The sequence below is a fragment of the Litoribacter ruber genome (assembly GCF_018449405.1).
Lineage (GTDB): Bacteria > Bacteroidota > Bacteroidia > Cytophagales > Cyclobacteriaceae > Litoribacter > Litoribacter ruber.
Genome location: NZ_JAHCMY010000007.1, coordinates 31225 through 51574 on the forward strand (window position 1 = coordinate 31225; position 20350 = coordinate 51574).

The following is a 20350-nucleotide window of genomic DNA, read 5'->3' on the forward strand; positions in this document are numbered from 1 at the left end:
CCCATGGATTTTATTCAGATCAGCAAAACCCTGTTTTCTTCCCTCCAAGAAAACCTCAACCTGCACAGGCGGGAGAAAGGCCTGTTTGGGCTGAACAGTGTTGCGGACAAAGAGGTGAAAGCAACCCATTTAATTGACGAGGTGGCCTTCGAAGTCATTAGGAAAGAGCTTTTGGAGCTACCGGTCAATATTTATATGGAAGGCTTTCCTGCAATCAAAACAGAAAGCGCTGAATTTAATATTTACATCGACCCCGTGGATGGGAGCAGAAACTGGGACCGAGGAGTGGGAGACCCATCATTTTGCCTAGCTGTAAGTCCAGTGAAGGAGTCGCTAAGATTTGGTGATCTTTCCTTTAGTTTCATCGGTGGCTACCATTCCCATGACCGGTATTATATCCAAAATGGAAAGGCTATTTTCGATTCCCATTTGCTGCAAAAGCAGATAGAGATCAACACCAAGAATGCCGCTGCCAAGTTGGGTGACGCACATGCCTACCTAAAACCGGGTTATACAGCAACAAAAGCCCATTTTGATTACTGCTGGCCGATTTATCCTTTGGTAAAGGACATCCGGGCCATTGACAACAGTGGTATGGACCTGTGTGAAATCGCCCGGGGAGCAGCTGATTTTTCCATTGAGTGCCGCAAACTTTCGGATTTTTATAACCTGTTGGCATTTCCGATCCTGAAGGCCGCCGGTGGCGTAGTGACTGACCTGAACGGACAGGATTTGACTGACATGACCTTTGAATTGGAGGGACAATACGATTTCATTGCAGCCGGCAATAGGATGCTGGTGGATGAAATAATCCAAAAGCGGGGAAGTATCTAATCAAAAATACCATATTCGTAAATACTCCTGTAAATTCCGTGCTGTTCAGTGTAGTTAAGAAATTTCTGGTAAAAGGGGTGGTTTCCTATCGTGGAACTGTCCCCCACTACGACCAGCTTTCTTTTTGCCCGCGTCAAGGCCACATTCATGCGACGTGTATCGGCAAGAAAGCCAATTTCCCCCTCAGAATTGGACCTGACCAAGCTGATGAAAATAATATCCCTCTCCTGCCCTTGAAAGCCATCAATAGAATCAATCGTAATATTCTCCTTCACCGCATTCAAATAAGGAAAGGTGCCTTCATCCTCAAATAGCTCCTTCAATTTAGCCACCTGCGCCCGATAGGGGGAGATTACACCGATTGTCCATTGGTGATGGTTGACTTTTTCAGGTTTGACCTTCTCAATGGTTTTCTCCAGCTGAGAAAGTGTAAAGTGGGCCTCATCAGCATTTAACTTACTTTGACTGTCTTTTTCTATCTGCTCTCCAAATCCGCTTCCTGCTGTGTCAATGAACAGCATGGCTGGCTCTCCATCCTCAAGCGTCCTTTCCGCAATGGAATTTTCGGCAATCAAGCGCCCCTTGTAAAACTCATCATTGGAAAAACCCATGATAATATTGGGCATTCGATATTGAAGGGTGAGCATGGTGGCCACTTCGGGTTGCCGCTGTATGGTTTTTTCAAAAAGAGTAACCTTAAACCCCGCTTCTCCGGCTTCAAAGCTTTTTACAGTTGGTGGCAGTTGGCAATGATCCCCCGCCATAACCACCTTTCTTGTTTTGAGCACGGGAATCCAGGTAGCAGGTTCCAGACCCTGCCCTGCCTCGTCGATGAAGGCTACGGGAAAACTCCTATCCTTCAAAACTGTATGGTTGGCACCTACCAGGGTAGTGGCAACCACTTGGGCTGATTGCAAGACATCCTGCAGGATATAGTCTTCCAGCATAGATGCCTCTTCCCTCAACCGGGTCGCCGCCTCAAACATTCTTTTACGCTGCATCCTTTCATCATGGCCGAAATTCCGCTTGTACTTTCTGGCCACACTTTTGAATTCACCCGCATCCCTTTTTAATTTTTTGAGGTCTTTATAACTGGGGTGCGAGGCAATCTGGTAATCAAGTGTATGCTCAATTATCCGATCCTCAATTCTGGCTGGATGCCCCAAGCGTACAACTTGGATGTTTCTGTCGAGCAACTTTTCCACGAGCAGGTCCACCGCAGCATTGCTGGGAGCACACACCAAAACCTGGGAATTCACCTTGAGATTTTCCTCTACAGCCCCTACCAAGGTGGTGGTTTTGCCTGTGCCGGGAGGTCCGTGAATGATGGCCACATCCTGGGCGTCGGCCATTTTCTGCAAGGCCTCTATCTGGGAGCTGTTCAGATGGGGATCAGGGAAGATGGTTTCCGATGAAAAAGAAGGTTTTTTATGGCCCAAAAGAATATCCCGCAACTCGGCAGTCCTACCCTTTTCTGCTTTTTGCAACGCCTTCATGGCCGCCTGCATTTCTTTATAGGAAGTTTGATCAAAAAGTAGATCCATCCCCAGTTTCCCTCCCTTAAGCCAATCTGGGAAATAGGATGTATTAAAAGTTACTGTGATGGTATTTTTGTTGGCAGAGTTCACCACTCCCCCGATTCTGCCTTCATCAGCAGTCACAAAATCCTGGAGGCAAAATAAAGAAACGGATTTGCCGGATTGGAACTGGTTGGCATCTCTCAACCCCTCCCCTTCAAAGGTCAGCATGAGCCTTTCACCAATCAAAAATCGCTGGCTTTTGAGCTGCAGGGGATAAAGACACACCCCTTCCTGTTTTTTCTCCTGCAAGGACTTGTTTTGGGACTTTTTGATAAACTGTTTGTAGTCCTCATCCCACTCCATCTGGAGGAGACCAAGACATTTTTCCAATTCCTCTTGTAATGTCATTGAAGCTTCTTTGTAGAATCCAAAGCCCTGTTCCGGCTCAAGGATCAGTATTTATTTTTTCGAAAAAGTAAAGAACAGCAAAATTTTTGAAGACACATAAGAATGAGGATTTGAAACGCTGTTTCAAAGCTAGCTCAAACAAAAATCAACCTTGATTAGAAAAGCAGTTTAAAAAAAGCTGAGGGGCAAGACAATAATTGCAAGCATATTTCTTATAAAAATGTAACTTTAGTCTTGAAAACTAATATATTTAGGTTGTCTAAAGTATAACCAACACCTTAAGTTTGTAAATTTTGAATTTTCTAGCTCACGCATACTTGTCTTTTGGAGAACCTAAGGTGCTGATCGGCAACTTCATAGCGGATTTTGTAAGGGGAGACCTGACCAAAACCTACGATGCCGAAGTGATTACAGGAGTGAAACTGCACAGGGCAATCGATGCCTACACCGACAGTCACCCTGAGGTAAAAGCCGTCCAGGAACTTTTAAAGCCCACCTACGCCCGTTATTCCTCTGTGATTTCGGACATGTTTTTCGACCATTTCCTGGCTGTAAGTTGGGACCAATACCATGACACCCCTATCAAGGAATTTTCCCAAGAGGTGTACAGGATTATGACACAATTCACCATTGACCACCCTTTTCCCCTTCCCGAAAAGTTTAACATCGCTTTTGATCTGATGGTCAAAAATGACTGGCTGATGTCCTACACCACCATTGAGGGAATGAAGCAGGCGATGAAAGGAATGGCCAACAGAACGACTTTTGAAAGCAAAATGGAGACCTCCCATATTTTTCTACAAGAACATTATGAAGAAATCAAAGCTCCCTTCCACAGGTTTTTCCCCCAGTTGGTGGAATTCTCCAAGCAACACCTGGAAGAGCTGAAAGAAAAAGTATGATTGACTGCAAACCCAAAACCGGAACTTATTTCTCTTTATCGATTGTAGTACTCATCCTGTTTTCAGGCTTGGTCTACATCCTTATTGATTTTGCCCAAAAGCAGACATACGGCTTCGTTTTTTATTTATTCAGCGCATCCCTACTTACAGTAGTTCTCTTAATCATTTTGGTGAAAATGATGGCCGGCTTCCGGTTTATTTCTGCCGGAAAGGAAAGTTTGCAAGTCCGGTTGCCCTTGAGAGGCCTTAAGAAAGGTTATAAGCTTCAAGAGGTTTTGGCTTGGCAGGAAGAGGTGATCGTGACCAACAAGCGCGAATTTAAGCAGATGACCATTGTTTTTGCCGATCAAACTTCCTTCAGTCTTAGCAATCACGAGCACACCAATTACGACCAACTTTCTTCCTACTTGGGGAAAAAGATTCCGAGAAAGAAATTGAAATAAAAAGGCTGTCTCTTCCATACAGACAGCCCATTTAGTGCAAATATACTAGCTACCGCATAAATCAATGCGTCCAGTCGTATTGGTCCATATTTTCCAAGCAGGCATTCAATAAATCTATGCTGCCTTGTATATCTTTTTTGTGGGCCATTTCAATCACCTGGTGCAGATGTCGGGTCGGGATAGAGATAGCTCCGGCGATGGCGCCTTGCTTGCCCATTCGCTGCAGTCCTGCTGTGTCTGTCCCCCCTGCGGTCAAGATTTCCGGCTGCCAGGAGATGGCTTTTTCATCCGCTGTCTTTTTCATATAATCCACCATTCTATAATCGCAGATGGTCATGGCATCCATAATTTTGATGGCGGTACCCTTTCCCAGTTCCGTGATCTTCTCGTGTCCTTGGGCCCCAGGTACGTCATAAGCAATCGTAGTGTCCAGGGCAATTCCAAAATCTGGATTGATATGGTGGGCGGCTACATTGGCACCCCGCAGTCCCACTTCCTCCTGTACTGTGAAAGTAGCATATAAATCAAACGGCATTTCCCCAACGGTACGGAGAGTTTCAAGCAGGATAAAGACTGCTACTCTATTATCAATAGACTTGCAGTTCACACAATCACCCATTTCGATAAGTTGCCTTTCCCTTGTGATGGGGTCGCCAACTTTGATTACTTTTTCAGCCTTCTCCTTGCTCATGCCCAGATCGATAAAATAATCAGTCAGCTTGGGGAGCTTGCCACGCTCCTCTTGGCTCATCACGTGGATAGGCTTACTACCCATCACCCCGATGATATCTTGCTTGCCGTGTATGATCACCCGCTGGGCGGTCAAGGTCTTCGGATCAAACCCTCCAAGGGGGTGAAACCGAACGAATCCCTGATCATCGATATGGGTAACTATAAAGCCTATCTCATCCATGTGGGCAGCCACCATCACTTTTTTGTTTTCCGGGTTATTTTTACCCCTTTTTATGGCGATGACACTCCCCATATTGTCCACTTTGACCTCATCGGCTAAGTTTTCCAAAACTTCTAAAATGTAATTTCTTATCGGTGCCTCAAACCCCGGGGCTCCAGGCTTCTCACATACGTTTTTTAATAGTTCTATATTCATTTAAGCTAGTTTTTGGTAAAAAATGATGTAATTTTTTTTGTTAACTATTTACAATAATGACGCCCTTGTGGGGAAACTGGCATATATTTTTCAAGTGTATTTCAAAATCAAAGTTATCAAATTATTGTAGGCCATAATCAATGATTCAAATCATTTTAGTCCTTATTGGGGCTTTCATCATCTTCATCTTAAGCACCCTGAGCGGCGGGGGCGCCAGTCTTCTTTTGATGCCCCTGGTAGCCGTTGTGGTAGGAGTGAAAGCCGTGGCCCCAGTAATGACCATCAGCATCGGCATGAGCAGTACCTCCAAGGTTTTCTTTTTTTGGAGAGACATCGACTGGAAATTATTCATGTGGCTCTTCCCGTCCACCATCATCGGATCCATCATCGGGGCAAGAATGTTTGCAGAGCTTTCTTCTGACTACCTGCAAATATTAATCGGACTGCTTTTGGTCTCCACGGTGATGCAGTTCAAGAAAAAAGACAAGCCGAGCAAATTCCGCATCAAAGCATGGCATTTTGCACCCATGGGCTTGGGGGTTTCCTTTTTATCCGGCCTGATCGGAGGTGTGGGCCCCTTGATGAACTCCGCTTATCTGAGCTACGGGATTTCCAAAGAGTCCCTTTTAGGCACCCGTTCAGCAAATGCCATTCTACTCCACCTCACCAAGATAATTTCTTACGCTTACTTGGGGTATGTCAACGGCGAGGTACTCAAATACGGAATCATGATTGGTGTAGTATCCATGTCAGCCATTTATGTGGGGAAACTGATTTTGGGTAAAATGTCAGATGAATTGTTTCGTAAAATAGTGGTGGCCAGCATGGTAGTCAGTGGCGTATTGATGCTTTGGCAAAACAAAGAGTTTATCGCAGAGCTTATTTATAGAGCCTAATCCCAAAATATATTTTCTTAACGAATCAAATATCCTTAAACATGAAGCTTTCCATATCTTCCAATGTCCATCTAGTTGAACCCGGCGATTTTGAACCGGCAGACCACTGGTATCCCCGGGCACTAAATTCCCAGATCCACCCCTTGGTGGCTGCATTTTTGAATCTGAACCATGACCAGATGGCTGCCCGCTTCTGTAGGCTAAACCCAAGAGCAGACCATGAGACGGTCATGAAGCTATTGAAATACCAGCCAAAATATTTCAGGTGGTCCGGCACCGACCTGATGCACGTGACCAACAATCAAGGCCTGAGAAAACTTACCCTAATTGAAACAAACAGCTGCCCAAGCGGGCAGAAGTCCATGCCCTTACTCGATTTCAGTTTTGAGCATGGCGGTTACAGAAGGCTCATTGAAAAGACTTTCAAGCCGATGGTGGAAAAACATCAGGAGGAAGGTGCCTTGGCGGTCATCTATGACAAAAACCCGATGGAAAACGTGGGCTACGCCGCCACTATTGCGGAAGTTTTTGGACAAAACGTTTACTTGGCCCAATACAAACTGGGTGATAAAGACGCCCCTGTAGAGTTTCGGGATGGAAAAATGTTTGTCAGAGGTGAAAAGGAAGAATGGGTGGAGATTAAGGCTGCCTTTAGGTATGTCACCCAGGAGCCTTGGACCAGAATCCCCAAGCATTCCAAAACACTTTTGCTCAACCCCATTGAGGCTTGCCTCGCAGGTGGCCGCAACAAAGAAGTGGCCAGTGAGGCCTATGACCGTTTTAATGAAGAGTTTGAATCAAAAGGTATCAGCATATTTACTCCTAAAACCTATAGAAATGTGCCTTACGGGGAGCTTCAATCCTATTTTGAAAAAATGGGAGGAAGCATGGTAATCAAAGTCCCTGATTCCAATGCAGGTCAAGGCGTATACACCGTGGTGAACCAAAAAGAAATGGATTTTGCACTTGCTGAACTGGCCCATGATCCGGATGAGGTTTTCATCATTCAGGAATTGATCCATAGTAATTACACTGAAGGTAAAGACCCGGCAGACACCTGGTACCACTTGGGCACTATTCCGGACAGTAAGGGAAGAAGTTTTGCTTTCGACCTGAGAATGATGATGCATGCCACGGAGGACGGAATGAGGCCTCTGGCGATCTACAGCCGAAAATCAGGCTTTCCCCTGAACCAGCCCCTACCAGAAGACATGAATTCATGGGAAGTATATGGCACCAACCTATCCATCAAAGGCGATGATGGCTGGACATACGCAGACGAGCGCCTGATTCTATTTGATGTGAGAAACTTTGCACTTTTGGGCCTTGGAATAGATGAACTCATCCGAGGATTTATACAGAGTATTATGGCTGTATATGCCATTGATCAAAATGCTATCCATACATTTGATAAGGAAGCCAGTATTGTTTAATTTAACCGATCAATTAACATGAACATGATAAAAAATATATTAATTGTTGAGGACGACGTGGTGTTCTGCAAACTCCTGACGAGGTTTTTGACGAAAAATAGCTACACAACCAAGGATGCCCAATCTGCTAAGCAGGCATTTGAACTTTTGAAAGAACAAACATTTGACCTGGCTATATTGGATTATAGGCTTCCGGATGACAACGGCTTGAGCATTCTAGAGAGCATTAAAGAAGGAGATAAAGTAAGCAAAGTAATCTTGATCACCCGATATGGAGACCAAGAAGTGGCCAACAAGGCAATCGACTTGGGGGCTGATGCTTATGTAAGCAAACCGATAAACCCGGATGAATTGCTAAATGTAATTCAAAATTTATAAAACTTATAAAAAGAAAGAGCGGCCAATTGCCGCTCTTTCTTTTTATAATCCACTTTCGATGCCCATATCGATGTCAAAGTCTACCTGAACAGATCTTTCACCGTCTACGGAAAGGATATAGCTGAAAATTTTCGCATCTCTATTAATCACCATGGACCAAGTCGCGTTTTTTGATCTCGGCAGCATTTCGCCTGTTTCTTCATCTGCTGGAAAATGAACCTCCCAAGCATTGCTCTCATCAGAAGCTACCCCACCATAATTGGTTATGTCATCCGGTGTACCATCTTCATGTCGGTGATCATGCTTTAGCTGCAAACCTTCTTCCATGAGCGTTAAAACCCAGGTTCTGGACCGATCCGTGCCTACTATAAAAGGAATCTTAACGGTATCCTCTGTACATGCGGCCACGGTCATGGAAAGTGGATTGCTGGAAAAGGGCTCACGGCCTTCCTCAGGATACACCAGCTTTCCTTCAAAGGTTTTGCCGCACAAGGGCTGCAGGTTTTCCAAAAACATCAACACTTCGCCTTGGGCAAAAGCCCCTGAGGAGATCAAAAACAATAAAAATACGCTTGCGATTCTTTTCATAACAAAATACTTAAAGGTTAAAATTTAGTAAGCTCTCACCACTTTTCCTTCCATGAAGTTGGCAAAGGACTTATTCACTACTCTCATGCCACCTTCAGTTGGGAAATCACCGGTAAAGTACCAGTCGCCCAAATGCTCAGGGCAGGCCTTATTCAGGTTTTCAACAGTTTGGTAAATAACTTTTACCTCGGCATTGATGGATGGTGAAGTGATAATCTCGCCGATTTTGTCCGAAACCTGCTCATCCGTAAACGGTGCATAAACCTCCTTCACAAAGTTGTGGGGGGAATTCGGCTCGGCTACACATTTTTCGTAAACCTGATCCAGGATGTGGGATTTACCATGATCCCTCAATAGCTCTAAGGTGGCCCTAAATGCGATGAACTCCCGCATTTTGGACATGTCTATACCGTAACAATCCGGGAAGCGGATCTGGGGCGCGGAGGAGACAATGATGATCCTTTTGGGCTGTAGTCTATCTAGCGTCGTCAAAATGCTCTTCTCCAAGGTAGTTCCTCTCACAATAGAGTCATCGATTACCACAATAGTATCAATTCCTGAGCGGATTACTCCATAAGTGGTGTCATATACATTGGAAACCATCTCATCCCGGTCGCTATCGTTGGTAATGAAAGTCCGCAACTTCACATCCTTACTTACCAGCTTTTCCACCCTAGGACGGAAGTGCAACAGGTCTTCGATATCTCCCAGGTGCGGTTTTCCTTCCAAAAGCACTTCCCTCCTCTTGGCACTCAAATAATCTTCCAGTCCCTCGATCATACCCAAAAAGGCTGTTTCGGCGGTGTTTGGAATATAGCTAAAAACCGTGTTCTTCAAATCAAAATCAATGGCTTTGAGTATCTGGGGTATAAGGAGTTTCCCAAGGTTTTTCCGCTCAGAGTAAATATCCGGATCAGTTCCTCTAGAGAAATAAATGCGTTCAAATGAACAGGAGGTTTTCTTTCGGGGCGGGGTAATTTCATATTCACCGTAAGAACCATCTTTGTTTATGATCAAAGCATGGCCAGGCTGGATCTCTTTTATTTCTTTATAATCAATGTTGAAAGCTGTTTTTATCGCAGGCTTTTCGGAAGCGATTACCACAATCTCATCATCTGCATAATAATAGGCAGGTCTAATGCCCGATGGATCGCGAACCACGAAGCTGGCACCGTTCCCGATGATTCCGGCCATGGCATATCCCCCGTCAAAATCCCTGCAGGATCTTCGAAGGATCCGAGCTACATCCAACTCTCGCTCGATTACTCCGGTGATTTCCTGGTTGGTGTAATCCTTCTTATACTTATCAAAGATCCTTTGGTTTTCCTCGTCCACAAAGTGGCCGATTTTTTCCATTACAGTGACTGTATCAGTCTTTTCTTTGGGGTGCTGACCCAGCTCCACCAATTTGCTGAAAAGCTCCTCCACATTGGTCATGTTGAAGTTGCCGGCCATCACCAGGTTACGGCTTCTCCAGTTGTTTTGCCTCAGGAAAGGGTGGCAGGTCTCGATGCTGTTTTCACCATGGGTGCCGTAGCGCAGGTGGCCCAGCCAAACTTCCCCGCTGAAAGCAACATTGTTTTTAAGCCAATCCCCGTCTTTGGCCACGTGGTCGCCATTGGCTTTGTATGCTTTTTTGAATTTTTTGGAAATCTTTCCGAAAATCTCATTCACTGCCTGGGGCTGTATGGAGCGGTAACGGCTGATATAGCGTGTTCCCGGAGCAGTGTCAATTTTAATATTGGCAAGCCCGGCACCATCTTGTCCACGGTTGATCTGCTTTTGCATCAACACATAGAGCCGGTTGGCGGCATACATGGGTGAGCCGTATTTATCAATGTAATATTGGAGAGGTTTGCGAAGCCTTAGCATGGCTATCCCGCATTCGTGTTTGATCTGGTCACTCATTAGGTGTAGCTAGATTTTATACAAGAAGTTGCAAATGTAAATGATTTTGCCGTAAACCTGATACCGATCAGGCGATATGGTAACTTATATTTGTCGATTATAATTCAACTATGTCGCTCATTTAAGAATTTTAACTAGCCGTGAGGGGCAAACCGGGTTTGGGGAGAGAATTTTGGGCGAAATTTATATTTTTGCAAAAAAGAAACCCTTGAACTCACGCGTCCAAGGGCTATTTGCAAGCAAAGAGTGAAATTTAATTAATAACCCAAAAGTACCAAATATTAGACCAAAATGAAAATACTCAAAACGATTTACACCATTTACGCCTTGTTGCTGTTTTGGATTTTCATGATAATTTTCGCCCCGTTCATTTTCATCCCGCTCTTACTCTCAAGCAAATGGGGCTATGTGACCTTTTTTTTCATCCGCTGTTGGGCCAAGGTGTGGTCTTTCTCTATTGGCGTAAAATTCAACATTCACGGGCTGGAACATATTGAAGAAGGCAAGCCCTATATTTACATTTTCAACCACACTTCCTACCTCGACGCACCGGCCATTCCGATGGCCGTACCGCAGGAAATCCGCGCATTGGGCAAAAAAGAGCTTTCCAAGATCCCCTTGTTTGGATTTATGATCAGCAAAATCGCCGTATGGGTAGACAGGCAAAGCCCCGAATCAAGAAAAGAAAGCATCATAAGGTTGAGAAAGGTGCTACACTCAGGAGTGAGCGTGGTGGTAGCTCCGGAGGGGACCCGAAACCCAAGCGATTCGCTGATGCCTTTTCAAAATGGGGCTTTTCGGCTCTCGGTGGAAACTGGCGTCCCAATCATGCCGATGGCCATCATTGGAGCTGGGAAACTAATGGGACGGGATTCCCTTTTGATGAGCCCGGGCACCATAGATGTGTATTTCTCCAAGCCTATTGTCCCAATCGGGAACCATGAGGGGGAAATTGCACATTTAAAAGAGAAATCTTATAATAGGCTCGAAGCGATGATTTTAACCCACGAATAATCTGTACCTAGTATTTTCCCCAACCTGTAGAAGGCATACCCATTTTTTTATCATTAAGTTCTGAATTTTTCTTAAAAACGGCATATTTTTTTCTGGCACAATTGGTGAACAATATAACGAAACGGCTAAAAAGTATGAAAAAGCTAATTGTTATATTATTTATGGCTATTGGTTTCGTCTTTATGATTCTCCTGACCTATTTAAAATTTGAGAATTTCGAACACAATAACTTTCAAAATCAAGATTCGGATAGTGCTCTATATACATTAAAGCAAACTATGGAATATGAATAGATAGCGACCCTTAAACCAACACCGATTATGAAAAAACTGTTTTATGTACCCATTATTTGGCTTATAGCCTTAGGTTCCTGTCAGGGGAATATATCTAACCCTGATTTTGTAAAAGCAGGTTTCGGTGCGGATTCGGATTCAGTCAAGCAGGTGGACTCGAACGATATGTATGAGGACAAGCTATTAATTCAGTTGCCCGCCTCCATTGTTGATAAAATTGAAAACGACAGGCGGTTGCGCTATATGGAATTGAACAACATTATAAAATACAAGGTTCAGGATACCCAGGTTTATGACCTGACCTTCATCAGCTATGGAGGCAACAGGACCAAATCAGTGAAATTCGACCAAAAAGGAAATAAAATTTATCATTAACCACTTATTATAATACCATAACTATGAAAAAAGGATTGTTAGTACTCGCCCTTTGTGGATTTGCCTTTGTCGGTGTACAGGCCCAAACCACAACACCTCCCACTGAGCCACAGACGGAGATCAATCAGGACAGGGTAAAGATCGCACCAGATGATCTTCCCCAGGCAGTTAGAAACTCCATTAGCGAAAAAGATGATGTGAGGGATCTAAGAATCACTGAAGCTTATCAAGTAACCAATATGGAGGGCGAACTTCATTATGAGGTACATTTTGATAAAGCAGGTGAGGCGGTGACTAAAAAATATGACGCCCAAGGCAACGAAGTAAGAGAAGACTAAACCAAATACTCACAATTTCTGTTTAAATTGGCATCGGTAGGAATACTGATGCCATTTTATTTTTACTAAATTCATGAAATAGTAAGAAGACCACCCGAATACGCACTTATGAAAAGAATCCTTTTGATAGAAGATGACCTCACCTATTCAAAAATCATTAAAAATTTTTTAGAGCGAAATCAATATGCTGTACAGTCCATTCAAAAAGTCTCCGAGGCACTGCATGCCATAGAGAAAAACACCCCCCATCTGATCATTACCGATTATCGGTTACCAGATGGTACGGGAATGGAGATTTTGGAAAAAATCATTGACTCACAGCTGGCCGTTCCGGTGATCTTGATTACCAATTATTCTGATATACGCACGGCGGTGAAAACCATGAAAATGGGAGCTTTCGAGTACATTACCAAGCCCGTGAATCCAGATGAGCTATTGGCTACTGTCAAGGAGGCCTTTAAGCAGAAAAACAAAAAGAAAGCCCCTACCGAAGCCCCCTCCTCCCCTAAAACCCAATTGGCCCATGGCGACCATTATGTAGCCGGCACAACGGAAGCCTCCAGAAAACTCGAAGAGTACATAGACTTGGTGGCCCCTACTGATATGAGCGTGATTGTGCTCGGGGAAAGTGGGACGGGAAAGGAATACATTTCGAAAAGAATCCACCAAAAATCCAGTAGAAAAGACGGCCCATTTGTAGCTATCGACTGCGGTGCTCTTTCAAAGGAATTGGCGGCCAGTGAACTCTTTGGACACATGAAGGGGGCTTTTACGGGCGCTTTTGACCACAAAGTTGGAAACTTTGAAAGTGCCAAAGGAGGAACGATTTTCTTGGACGAAATCGGGAACCTGAGCTATGATGTTCAGATCAAGCTGTTGAGAGCTATACAAGAAAGAAAAATCCGAAAAGTAGGCGGCAACAGTGATATTGACATTGATGTAAGGATCATTGTGGCTACCAATGAAGATTTGATAGAGGCTTCCAGACGCGGCGAATTCAGGGAAGATTTGTACCACCGACTCAATGAATTCAGCATTCAGGCGATTCCTTTGAGGGACCGTGGCGAGGAGCTTTTTGATTTTGCCAACAATTTTCTGGAAGAAAGCAATAACTATTTAAACAAATCAGTAACCGGCTTTTCAAGTGAGGTAAAAGAAATATTTAAAACTTACAGTTGGCCGGGTAATTTGAGAGAGCTCAAGAATATCGTAAAAAGAGCGGTTTTATTGACTGGAAAAGGATTGGTGGAAAAGGAGGTATTGCCGATTCAGCTTTTGTTGCCTGAAAACTCAACCCAAGAAACGGGAGCTGCCAAAGATCTGAAAAGCAGTTTTGAGGAAAAAGAAAAGAGTTTGATTATCCAAACCCTTGAAGAGGTAAAGTTCAACAAGTCCAAAGCCGCCAAAATCCTCAATATGGACCGAAAAACGCTCTACAACAAAATTGAAAAGTACAATATCTCTTCCTAACCAGCGGAAGAGATATTTTCTTTTTTCTGGATTTCCTCAAGCACCACATGGGTCCGCTCGACTAGCCCTTTTACCATCGCACGCACTTCCGAAGTATCATCCTGCTTTACATTTATCTCAATATTCTTGGCCAGCTCAGCAGTGTCAATCCTTAATTGGCCAAGCCTGCTAGAAAGTTTGTGGGCAATTTCCATCACTGCTTGATAATCCTCCTTATCTGCCAACTGTTGAATATCCCTCAGGTTGCTCACAGTTTCTTCATAAAACTCCTGCACTACTTCCTGCAGCAGCTCTTCATCGCCCATACAGAATTTCTCCAAGTCGCTCAAAGAGTACTTGCTATTTGAATGATCGTTGTTTGATATTTTTTCCTCCATTTTCGTTGGCTCTAAGTTAAGATATGAAGCAATGGTTTCCACCAGTTTGTTCTCTTTAAACGGCTTAAGCAAAATACCGTCAAATCCATGATTGCTAAGCTTATCCCTTTCGTCGGCAAATACATTGGCTGTCACGGCCAGGATCGGTAATTGGTCGTAATGATAATTTTCCTTCAGCAAGTTCAGTACCTGATAGCCACTCACCTCCGGCATTTGGATATCCAGCAAGGCAATATCAAAAGGTTCCTTCTGGAAATTATCCCGAAAATCCACTCCACCCAGATAGCTGGAAACCTTGGCGCCATTGCTTTCCAAAAGTAGTTTGGCAAACTTTATCCCAATGGGATCATCATCGACAAGCAGTACCCGGACGCCTTCGATTGAGTAAGTGAGCTGCGCATTCAGATCCCGACTGTCTTCTATAGCATCAGTCAAAGGCACGGGGAGTTCTACATAAAATGCCGTTCCGCTTCCCAGTTCACTTTCGAAAGTAATTTCTCCCTCCTGCAGGTCCACCATCTTTTTCACTATGGAAAGCCCAAGGCCAGTACCGCCAAATTTCCTTGTAATGGAACTGTCGCCCTGGTTGAATTCTGTGAATATGTTCTCCCTCACCTCTTTGGTCATCCCCATTCCGCTGTCAATGACCGCAAGCCTCAAATTGCCCGCATCATAGCTCACATCGACCTTGATTATGCCTTTATCGGTGAATTTATAAGCGTTGCTGATCAGATTGTTCATGATCTGGTTGATCCGAAGTTCATCGCCTACCAGCCATTTATCTTGGGGCAAATCCACATCCCACACAAACTCTAAACCCTTTTCCTTGATTTTTAACTCGAAGAAGTCCTTGATATTGCGGAATAGCAGATGGGGATTAAATGGCTCCGGGTGGAAAGTGATTTTGCCTGCCTCAAGCTTGGAAAGATCCAAAATGTCATTAACAATGGAAGAAAGCGTCTGCGAGGCAAAGCCAACCATCTTGACATAACTCTGCTGATCATCGTCCAAAGGAGTTTTCTTCAAGGCCTCGTTGTATCCCTGGATGGCATGAAGAGGATTCCGTATTTCATGGCTCATGTTGGCGAGGAAATACTGTTTGGCTTTCGCCAAATTATCAGACCGCTTTTTCGCCTCTTCCAGCCGCAGCCTGTAATCCTGCGCCTTGTTGATTTCCGAAAGAATACTATATATAAAGGCTGTGGAACCGATCACGCCTATGACGATAAGAATTATCAACAAAATCGAAACCTTAAAAGTCAATTCGTAGGCATCATCGTTTTGGGACCTTGCCTCTGCCAACACTTCCTGCTGTAGGGTGGAGATTACCGTCTGTATATCGGCAATAATAATCTTATTTTTTTCCACCAAATCAAATTCCAGGGCAGCAAGCTGTGACCTGAGCCGCTGCTCTTCGGTATTAATATCAAGGATGGTGCTTCTTACGGCATAAAGGATGGAATCGGACTGGGACTGGTTTAGTCTCGCACGGGTAGTATCCCCCCTGGCCGGGTTGATATTTAGAGTAGAAAGCAATTGTCTCAGATTTGCGCGTTCTTCCGAAGAGAGTAATTCATTGATCCCAGCAGTGGTATCCCTTCGGATTCTTCTTGGGGGTAAGGTGTCCCCCTCCGGCCTCCGGGTGGTATCCGGAAGCGCTCTTCGGGTGGTAGGTTGGTTAAGCTTTATCCGGCCAATGGTTTGCAACCTGTTCAATTCCTCTTGCCGGCGGATCTTGGTTTCAATGTTCTTGAGAGCCTCAGAGCTGAAATTCCTGTTAATCAGGTTGAACTTGACCTCATCCAGGCCATTATGGACTAGTAAGAGCTCATTGACATTGTAACTGATTTTCTTGAGCTGGTCGATTTCGGTGCTATCCGAGGCATACTCTTGAAGCTGTAGCAGCCTTTCTTCTATTTTTTGCAGATAATTGCTCCCATTTTGGGTATCCTGATCCACACGGCCCTGTGCCCTGTCAAGCTGGTAAATATCAGCCAGCAGGCCATTCAGGTGCCTTAATCTTTCACTTGGTTCTGCTAGGGCCTCCACGGTATCCAGCAGCTTTCGGACAGAAAAATAGGTTACCATGCTGACACCCACGATCAGTACCAGTGCCAAAACAAATCCGGCAATTACCCTTGCCCTAGTTTTATAGGAATTGTGTGAAGTATCCAAGTCGCTCGTTTAGAGTTTATATCCCAATATTTATACCAGTGCTACTCCTCTTCCTCATATGCGCCTTCTGTTACGGTTTCAAATACATTATATATAACAAAGGCACTGACGGGAAGCGAGACCAGCAAGCCCAGCAGGGCAGGCAGAGCAGCTAGTATATTCAAAACCAACAACAACAAAAACAGTATAAAAAATTTCCCCCATCGCTTATGAACTACTTTTCGGCTCAATTCCAAAGACTGCCAAAAATCCGTTCCTGCAAAAATGGCAAACAGGAAGGAGAACATATACCCCACCATTAGATACACCCCAGGCACGATCAAAGCCATAATGCCTAATGCCACCAAAACCTGCCCAACCAGATTGATCAGGATAAGGACAATGTAATATTGGAATCCTTTGAAAAAATCCGGGTAAACAATAGCGTCTCCTTGGCTGATCTTGTTGGCGACTAAGAAAAACCCGCCAACCAGGGCCGGAAACAGGAATATGCTGTACACGAGCGTCAGCTCTGGCACATATGTGGCCACCAAAAGCTGCACAGAAAGGATCAGCATGCTATAGGCAACACAATTGATCGCATTTTGAGAAAACATCTCAAAAGCTTTCTCAAATGCAGCCCTTATATCAAAATCGTACCCTCTTTCCAAGAGTTTCTCTATGTTCTTCTTTTCCATATATCGAAAATGACAAATGCACAGAAAACTTTCCTGTGCATTTGAATATCATAAGTTTAATTAAAATTATTTGGTAGCTGCCTCCAAAATATCATGCTTGGTGATGATATGGATTTGGTCTAGGTGGTCTCTCACCAAAACTGCCTTTTCCTTTTCAACTAAAGATGATAATACATCCAACGTGCTGTCCAATGCAACAAACTTCATCGCATTTTCCATCACATCAGAAACCTGGGCATCTTTCAATTGCGGATTTTCTATCAGTTTATTAAGCAATTTGCTGTCTGTGAGACTTCCCACCACATTTCCATCTTCCACAACTGGAATCTGGGATACACCTTTTTGGTTCATCAAATGAATGGCGGAGCGAACACTATCACTTTTCTGGGCTACTGCAAGCTCGAAGGAGCCGTTTCTTCCACCTATGATGTCTCTGGCGGTCGAATAGCTCTTGTCCTCCAAGAAACCATGGTTACGCATCCAGTCGTCATTGTAAACTTTACCTAAATATCGGGTACCATGATCTGGAAGGATAATTACCATTCTGTCGCCTTCTTTGAGGTTTTCTTTGGCATATTCGAGAGCTCCATGAACGGCCGAGCCACAAGACCAGCCTACAAACAAACCTTCTTCTCTGGAAAGCCTTCTGGTCATCACGGCTGAATCCTTATCGGTAACTTTCACAAAGTGATCGATAACCGAAAAATCAACGTTTTTGGGAAGGATGTCTTCACCTATGCCTTCTGTAAGGTAAGGATAGACTTCTTTCTCATCAAAAATCCCAGTTTCTTTATATTTTTTGAATACCGACCCATACGTGTCGATTCCAACAGTTACAATATTAGGGTTTTGCTCTTTAAGGTATTTGGCGGTACCAGACATTGACCCTCCGGTACCTACACCGGCTGCATAATGGGTAATTTTGCCTTCTGTGTCGTTCCAGATTTCCGGCCCAGTAGTCTCATAATGAGCTTTCCAATTCGATAGGTTGTCATACTGGTTTGGGTAGAAAGAATTGGGGATATCCTCATTAAGCTTTTTGGCTACAGAATAATAAGATCTTGGATCTTCAGGAGCCACGTTAGTAGGGCAAACGATCACCTCTGCGCCAACAGCCTTAAGGATATCGATTTTCTCCTTAGATTGCTTATCGGCCATGGTAAAAATACACTTATAGCCTTTGGCGATTGCCGCCAAAGCAAGTCCCATCCCGGTATTGCCGCTAGTTCCTTCGATTATAGTCCCTCCTGGCTTCAAAAGCCCCTCCTTTTCGGCATCCTCCACCATTTTGATGGCCATACGGTCCTTCATGGAGTTACCAGGGTTAAAGTATTCGACTTTCACCAAGATTTCACCCTTGATTCCGGCATTTACCTTATTAAGTCTGACCATGGGCGTATTGCCGATGGTTTCGATGATGGAATTGTAGATCATTATGTTCTATTTTACCTTATTTGCAATTTAAATATTTCGATAATTAAAAAATAATATTCCGTACAATCAATGATTTATCTTGATCTGCAGAATTTACAACAACGCTTATTCAAAACAAGTTTGCTTACTACAGCTTATTTTGCTCCTGCCAAAAGATACAGAACGGCCATTCTTACTGCCACGCCATTTTCCACTTGATGGAGGATGATGGAATGCTCGCTATCTGCCACATCCGAATTCAATTCCACCCCCCTGTTGATTGGTCCTGGGTGCATAATCACGATCTCCTTGTCAAGTCTGTCCAGCATTTTTCTGTTGATACCGTAGTAGAGGCTGTATTCGCGCAGGGATGGAAAATATTTAATCTGCTGCCGTTCAAGCTGGATTCTTAGCACGTTGGCCACATCACACCACTCGAGTGCTTTTTGCACATCATATTCAACTTTCACACCTAGACTGGCAATATGCTTGGGCAACAGGGTAATGGGTCCGCAAACCATCACTTCAGCCCCAAGTTTTTGGAGACAGAAAATATTGGAAAGCGCCACCCTTGAATGCAGGATATCGCCAATGATCGCCACTTTCTTTCCAGCCACATCACCTAATTTCTCCCTGATGGAATAAGCATCCAAAAGTGCTTGGGTAGGATGCTCATGGGTTCCGTCACCGGCATTTACTATGTTGGCCTTGATATTTCGGGAAAGAAAATGTGCCGCCCCCGGACTGCTGTGCCTCATCACCACCATGTCCACTTTCATGGAAAGGATGTTATTGACCGTATCGATAAGCGTTTCCCCTTTTTTGACACTGGAGTTGCTGGAGGAAAAATTGACTACATCGGCAGAAAGCCTCTTTTCCGCCAGCTCAAAAGACAGCTTGGTTCTGGTAGAGTTTTCAAAAAAGATATTGGCAATGGTGATGTCCCTGAGAGAAGGTACTTTTTTGATGGGTCTATTGATGACTTCTTTAAAGTTTTGAGCGGTGTCAAAGATGGTATGGATATCTTGCTCAGTGATATCCTTAATTCCTAACAGGTGTCTGGTACTCAGCTGTGACATGTTTAGCTTTTATCTTTTTCTGTGATCCATATGGCGTCCTGTTCAAACCCCTTATCCTTCCACTCCACGCTCACATGCTGGGTTTCCAGGGTATTGACCTGTCGTCCAAAATAATCGGGTTTGATGGGATAGTCTCGGGTGTATTTGCGGTCGATAAGGATCATTAATTCTACTTTCTGAGGTCTGCCAAAGGCAATCATGGCATCCATGGCAGCTCTTACCGATCGTCCCTTGTAGAGCACGTCATCTACAAGAACTACTTTCTTTCCTTCTATTAAAAAATTGATTTTGGTCTCGTTAGCAGTGAGGGGCAGATCCCTCCTTCTGAAATCATCTCTATGAAAAGTGGCATCCAAGTAGCCAAATGGCACCTTCACCCCACTTATCTCTTCCAACAGGGCAACTAACTTATCCAAAACAATAGGACCACGGGGCTGGAGACCCAAAAAAACAGTATTCTTAAAATCATCGTGATTTTCAATCAGTTGATGGCAAAAACGCCTTAAAATGATTGCAATCTGATTATGGTCAAGGACAAGTCTTTTTTGCATAATTTCAATTTGGCTACAAATATATCCTGCTTTTTTTCAGGATACAAACCAGCCGTCAGGTTTGATGGCATTAAATAAAGTTTGCTGACTAAAGGGCATAAAAAAAGGCCTAAGTACAGCTTAAGCCATTTTTGTTCAATAAACCCAAAACTCAAGTATGCATCTTAAAT

Annotated in this window: 19 protein-coding genes; 10 read left to right on the forward strand and 9 right to left on the reverse strand. The window is 44.0% G+C overall.

What is annotated here, in order from left to right:
• Positions 1-3 precede the first annotated feature (3 nt).
• On the forward strand, positions 4-834 hold the full coding sequence (locus KI659_RS12735) for an inositol monophosphatase family protein (protein WP_213945743.1): 831 nt from the start codon (positions 4-6) through the stop codon (positions 832-834).
• Here the strand turns inward: KI659_RS12735 and KI659_RS12740 are convergent.
• Positions 831-2762 (reverse strand): AAA domain-containing protein, encoded by a 1932-nt coding sequence (locus KI659_RS12740; RefSeq protein ID WP_213945744.1) that lies wholly within the window; start codon positions 2760-2762, stop codon positions 831-833. The two genes, KI659_RS12735 and KI659_RS12740, sit on opposite strands and share 4 nt — an antisense overlap.
• A 293-nt stretch (positions 2763-3055) precedes the next feature.
• On the opposite strand from KI659_RS12740, the gene KI659_RS12745 reads away from it, so the two are divergent.
• On the forward strand, positions 3056-3664 hold the full coding sequence (locus KI659_RS12745) for an acyl carrier protein phosphodiesterase (protein ID WP_213945745.1): 609 nt from the start codon (positions 3056-3058) through the stop codon (positions 3662-3664).
• Positions 3661-4107, forward strand: coding sequence for a hypothetical protein (locus KI659_RS12750; RefSeq protein ID WP_213945746.1), 447 nt, complete (start codon positions 3661-3663; stop codon positions 4105-4107). Before KI659_RS12745 ends, KI659_RS12750 begins: the two co-directional genes overlap by 4 nt.
• 61 nt (positions 4108-4168) lie before the next feature.
• Here KI659_RS12750 and KI659_RS12755 read toward each other — a convergent pair whose 3' ends face one another.
• Positions 4169-5215 (reverse strand): M42 family metallopeptidase, encoded by a 1047-nt coding sequence (locus KI659_RS12755; RefSeq protein ID WP_213945747.1) that lies wholly within the window; start codon positions 5213-5215, stop codon positions 4169-4171.
• A gap of 140 nt (positions 5216-5355) precedes the next feature.
• Between KI659_RS12755 and KI659_RS12760 the strand changes: the two genes are divergently transcribed.
• From KI659_RS12760 to KI659_RS12770, 3 genes are read left to right on the forward strand one after another with little or no spacing between them, the layout of a single operon-like run.
• Positions 5356-6111, forward strand: coding sequence for a sulfite exporter TauE/SafE family protein (locus KI659_RS12760; RefSeq protein WP_246535402.1), 756 nt, complete (start codon positions 5356-5358; stop codon positions 6109-6111).
• Between the two features lie 41 nt (positions 6112-6152).
• The gene (locus KI659_RS12765; protein WP_213945748.1) at positions 6153-7544 is read left to right on the forward strand and encodes an ATP-grasp domain-containing protein; all 1392 of its coding nucleotides are present in this window, start codon (positions 6153-6155) and stop codon (positions 7542-7544) included.
• Positions 7545-7562: 18 nt separating this feature from the next.
• Complete coding sequence (locus KI659_RS12770) at positions 7563-7922, forward strand: response regulator (RefSeq protein WP_246535403.1); 360 nt, start codon at positions 7563-7565, stop codon at positions 7920-7922.
• A gap of 42 nt (positions 7923-7964) precedes the next feature.
• Here the strand turns inward: KI659_RS12770 and KI659_RS12775 are convergent, their stop codons facing one another.
• On the reverse strand, positions 7965-8510 hold the full coding sequence (locus KI659_RS12775) for a hypothetical protein (protein ID WP_213945749.1): 546 nt from the start codon (positions 8508-8510) through the stop codon (positions 7965-7967).
• 24 nt (positions 8511-8534) lie between these two features.
• Positions 8535-10418: an amidophosphoribosyltransferase gene (locus KI659_RS12780; protein WP_213945750.1), complete on the reverse strand. Its 1884-nt coding sequence runs from the start codon at positions 10416-10418 to the stop codon at positions 8535-8537.
• A gap of 291 nt (positions 10419-10709) precedes the next feature.
• On the opposite strand from KI659_RS12780, the gene KI659_RS12785 reads away from it, so the two are divergent.
• From KI659_RS12785 to KI659_RS12800, 4 genes are all read left to right on the forward strand, one after another.
• Positions 10710-11432: a lysophospholipid acyltransferase family protein gene (locus KI659_RS12785; RefSeq protein WP_213945751.1), complete on the forward strand. Its 723-nt coding sequence runs from the start codon at positions 10710-10712 to the stop codon at positions 11430-11432.
• Between the two features lie 320 nt (positions 11433-11752).
• The gene (locus KI659_RS12790) at positions 11753-12100 is read left to right on the forward strand and encodes a hypothetical protein (protein WP_213945752.1); all 348 of its coding nucleotides are present in this window, start codon (positions 11753-11755) and stop codon (positions 12098-12100) included.
• A gap of 23 nt (positions 12101-12123) precedes the next feature.
• Positions 12124-12438: a hypothetical protein gene (locus KI659_RS12795; protein ID WP_213945753.1), complete on the forward strand. Its 315-nt coding sequence runs from the start codon at positions 12124-12126 to the stop codon at positions 12436-12438.
• Between the two features lie 108 nt (positions 12439-12546).
• A complete protein-coding gene (locus KI659_RS12800; protein ID WP_213945754.1) occupies positions 12547-13908 on the forward strand; it encodes a sigma-54-dependent transcriptional regulator in 1362 nt (453 codons plus the stop codon).
• Here KI659_RS12800 and KI659_RS12805 read toward each other — a convergent pair.
• The 5 genes from KI659_RS12805 to pyrR form a co-directional block, all read right to left on the reverse strand.
• Positions 13905-16460, reverse strand: coding sequence for an ATP-binding protein (locus KI659_RS12805; protein ID WP_213945755.1), 2556 nt, complete (start codon positions 16458-16460; stop codon positions 13905-13907). The two genes, KI659_RS12800 and KI659_RS12805, sit on opposite strands and share 4 nt — an antisense overlap.
• Before the next feature lie 41 nt (positions 16461-16501).
• Positions 16502-17137 (reverse strand): hypothetical protein, encoded by a 636-nt coding sequence (locus KI659_RS12810; protein ID WP_213945756.1) that lies wholly within the window; start codon positions 17135-17137, stop codon positions 16502-16504.
• Between the two features lie 66 nt (positions 17138-17203).
• Complete coding sequence (locus KI659_RS12815) at positions 17204-18571, reverse strand: cystathionine beta-synthase (protein ID WP_213945757.1); 1368 nt, start codon at positions 18569-18571, stop codon at positions 17204-17206.
• A 134-nt stretch (positions 18572-18705) separates the two neighbouring features.
• A complete protein-coding gene (locus KI659_RS12820; RefSeq protein WP_213945758.1) occupies positions 18706-19629 on the reverse strand; it encodes an aspartate carbamoyltransferase catalytic subunit in 924 nt (307 codons plus the stop codon).
• A 2-nt stretch (positions 19630-19631) separates the two neighbouring features.
• Positions 19632-20180, reverse strand: coding sequence for a bifunctional pyr operon transcriptional regulator/uracil phosphoribosyltransferase PyrR (pyrR, locus tag KI659_RS12825; protein ID WP_213945759.1), 549 nt, complete (start codon positions 20178-20180; stop codon positions 19632-19634).
• Positions 20181-20350: the final 170 nt, after the last annotated feature.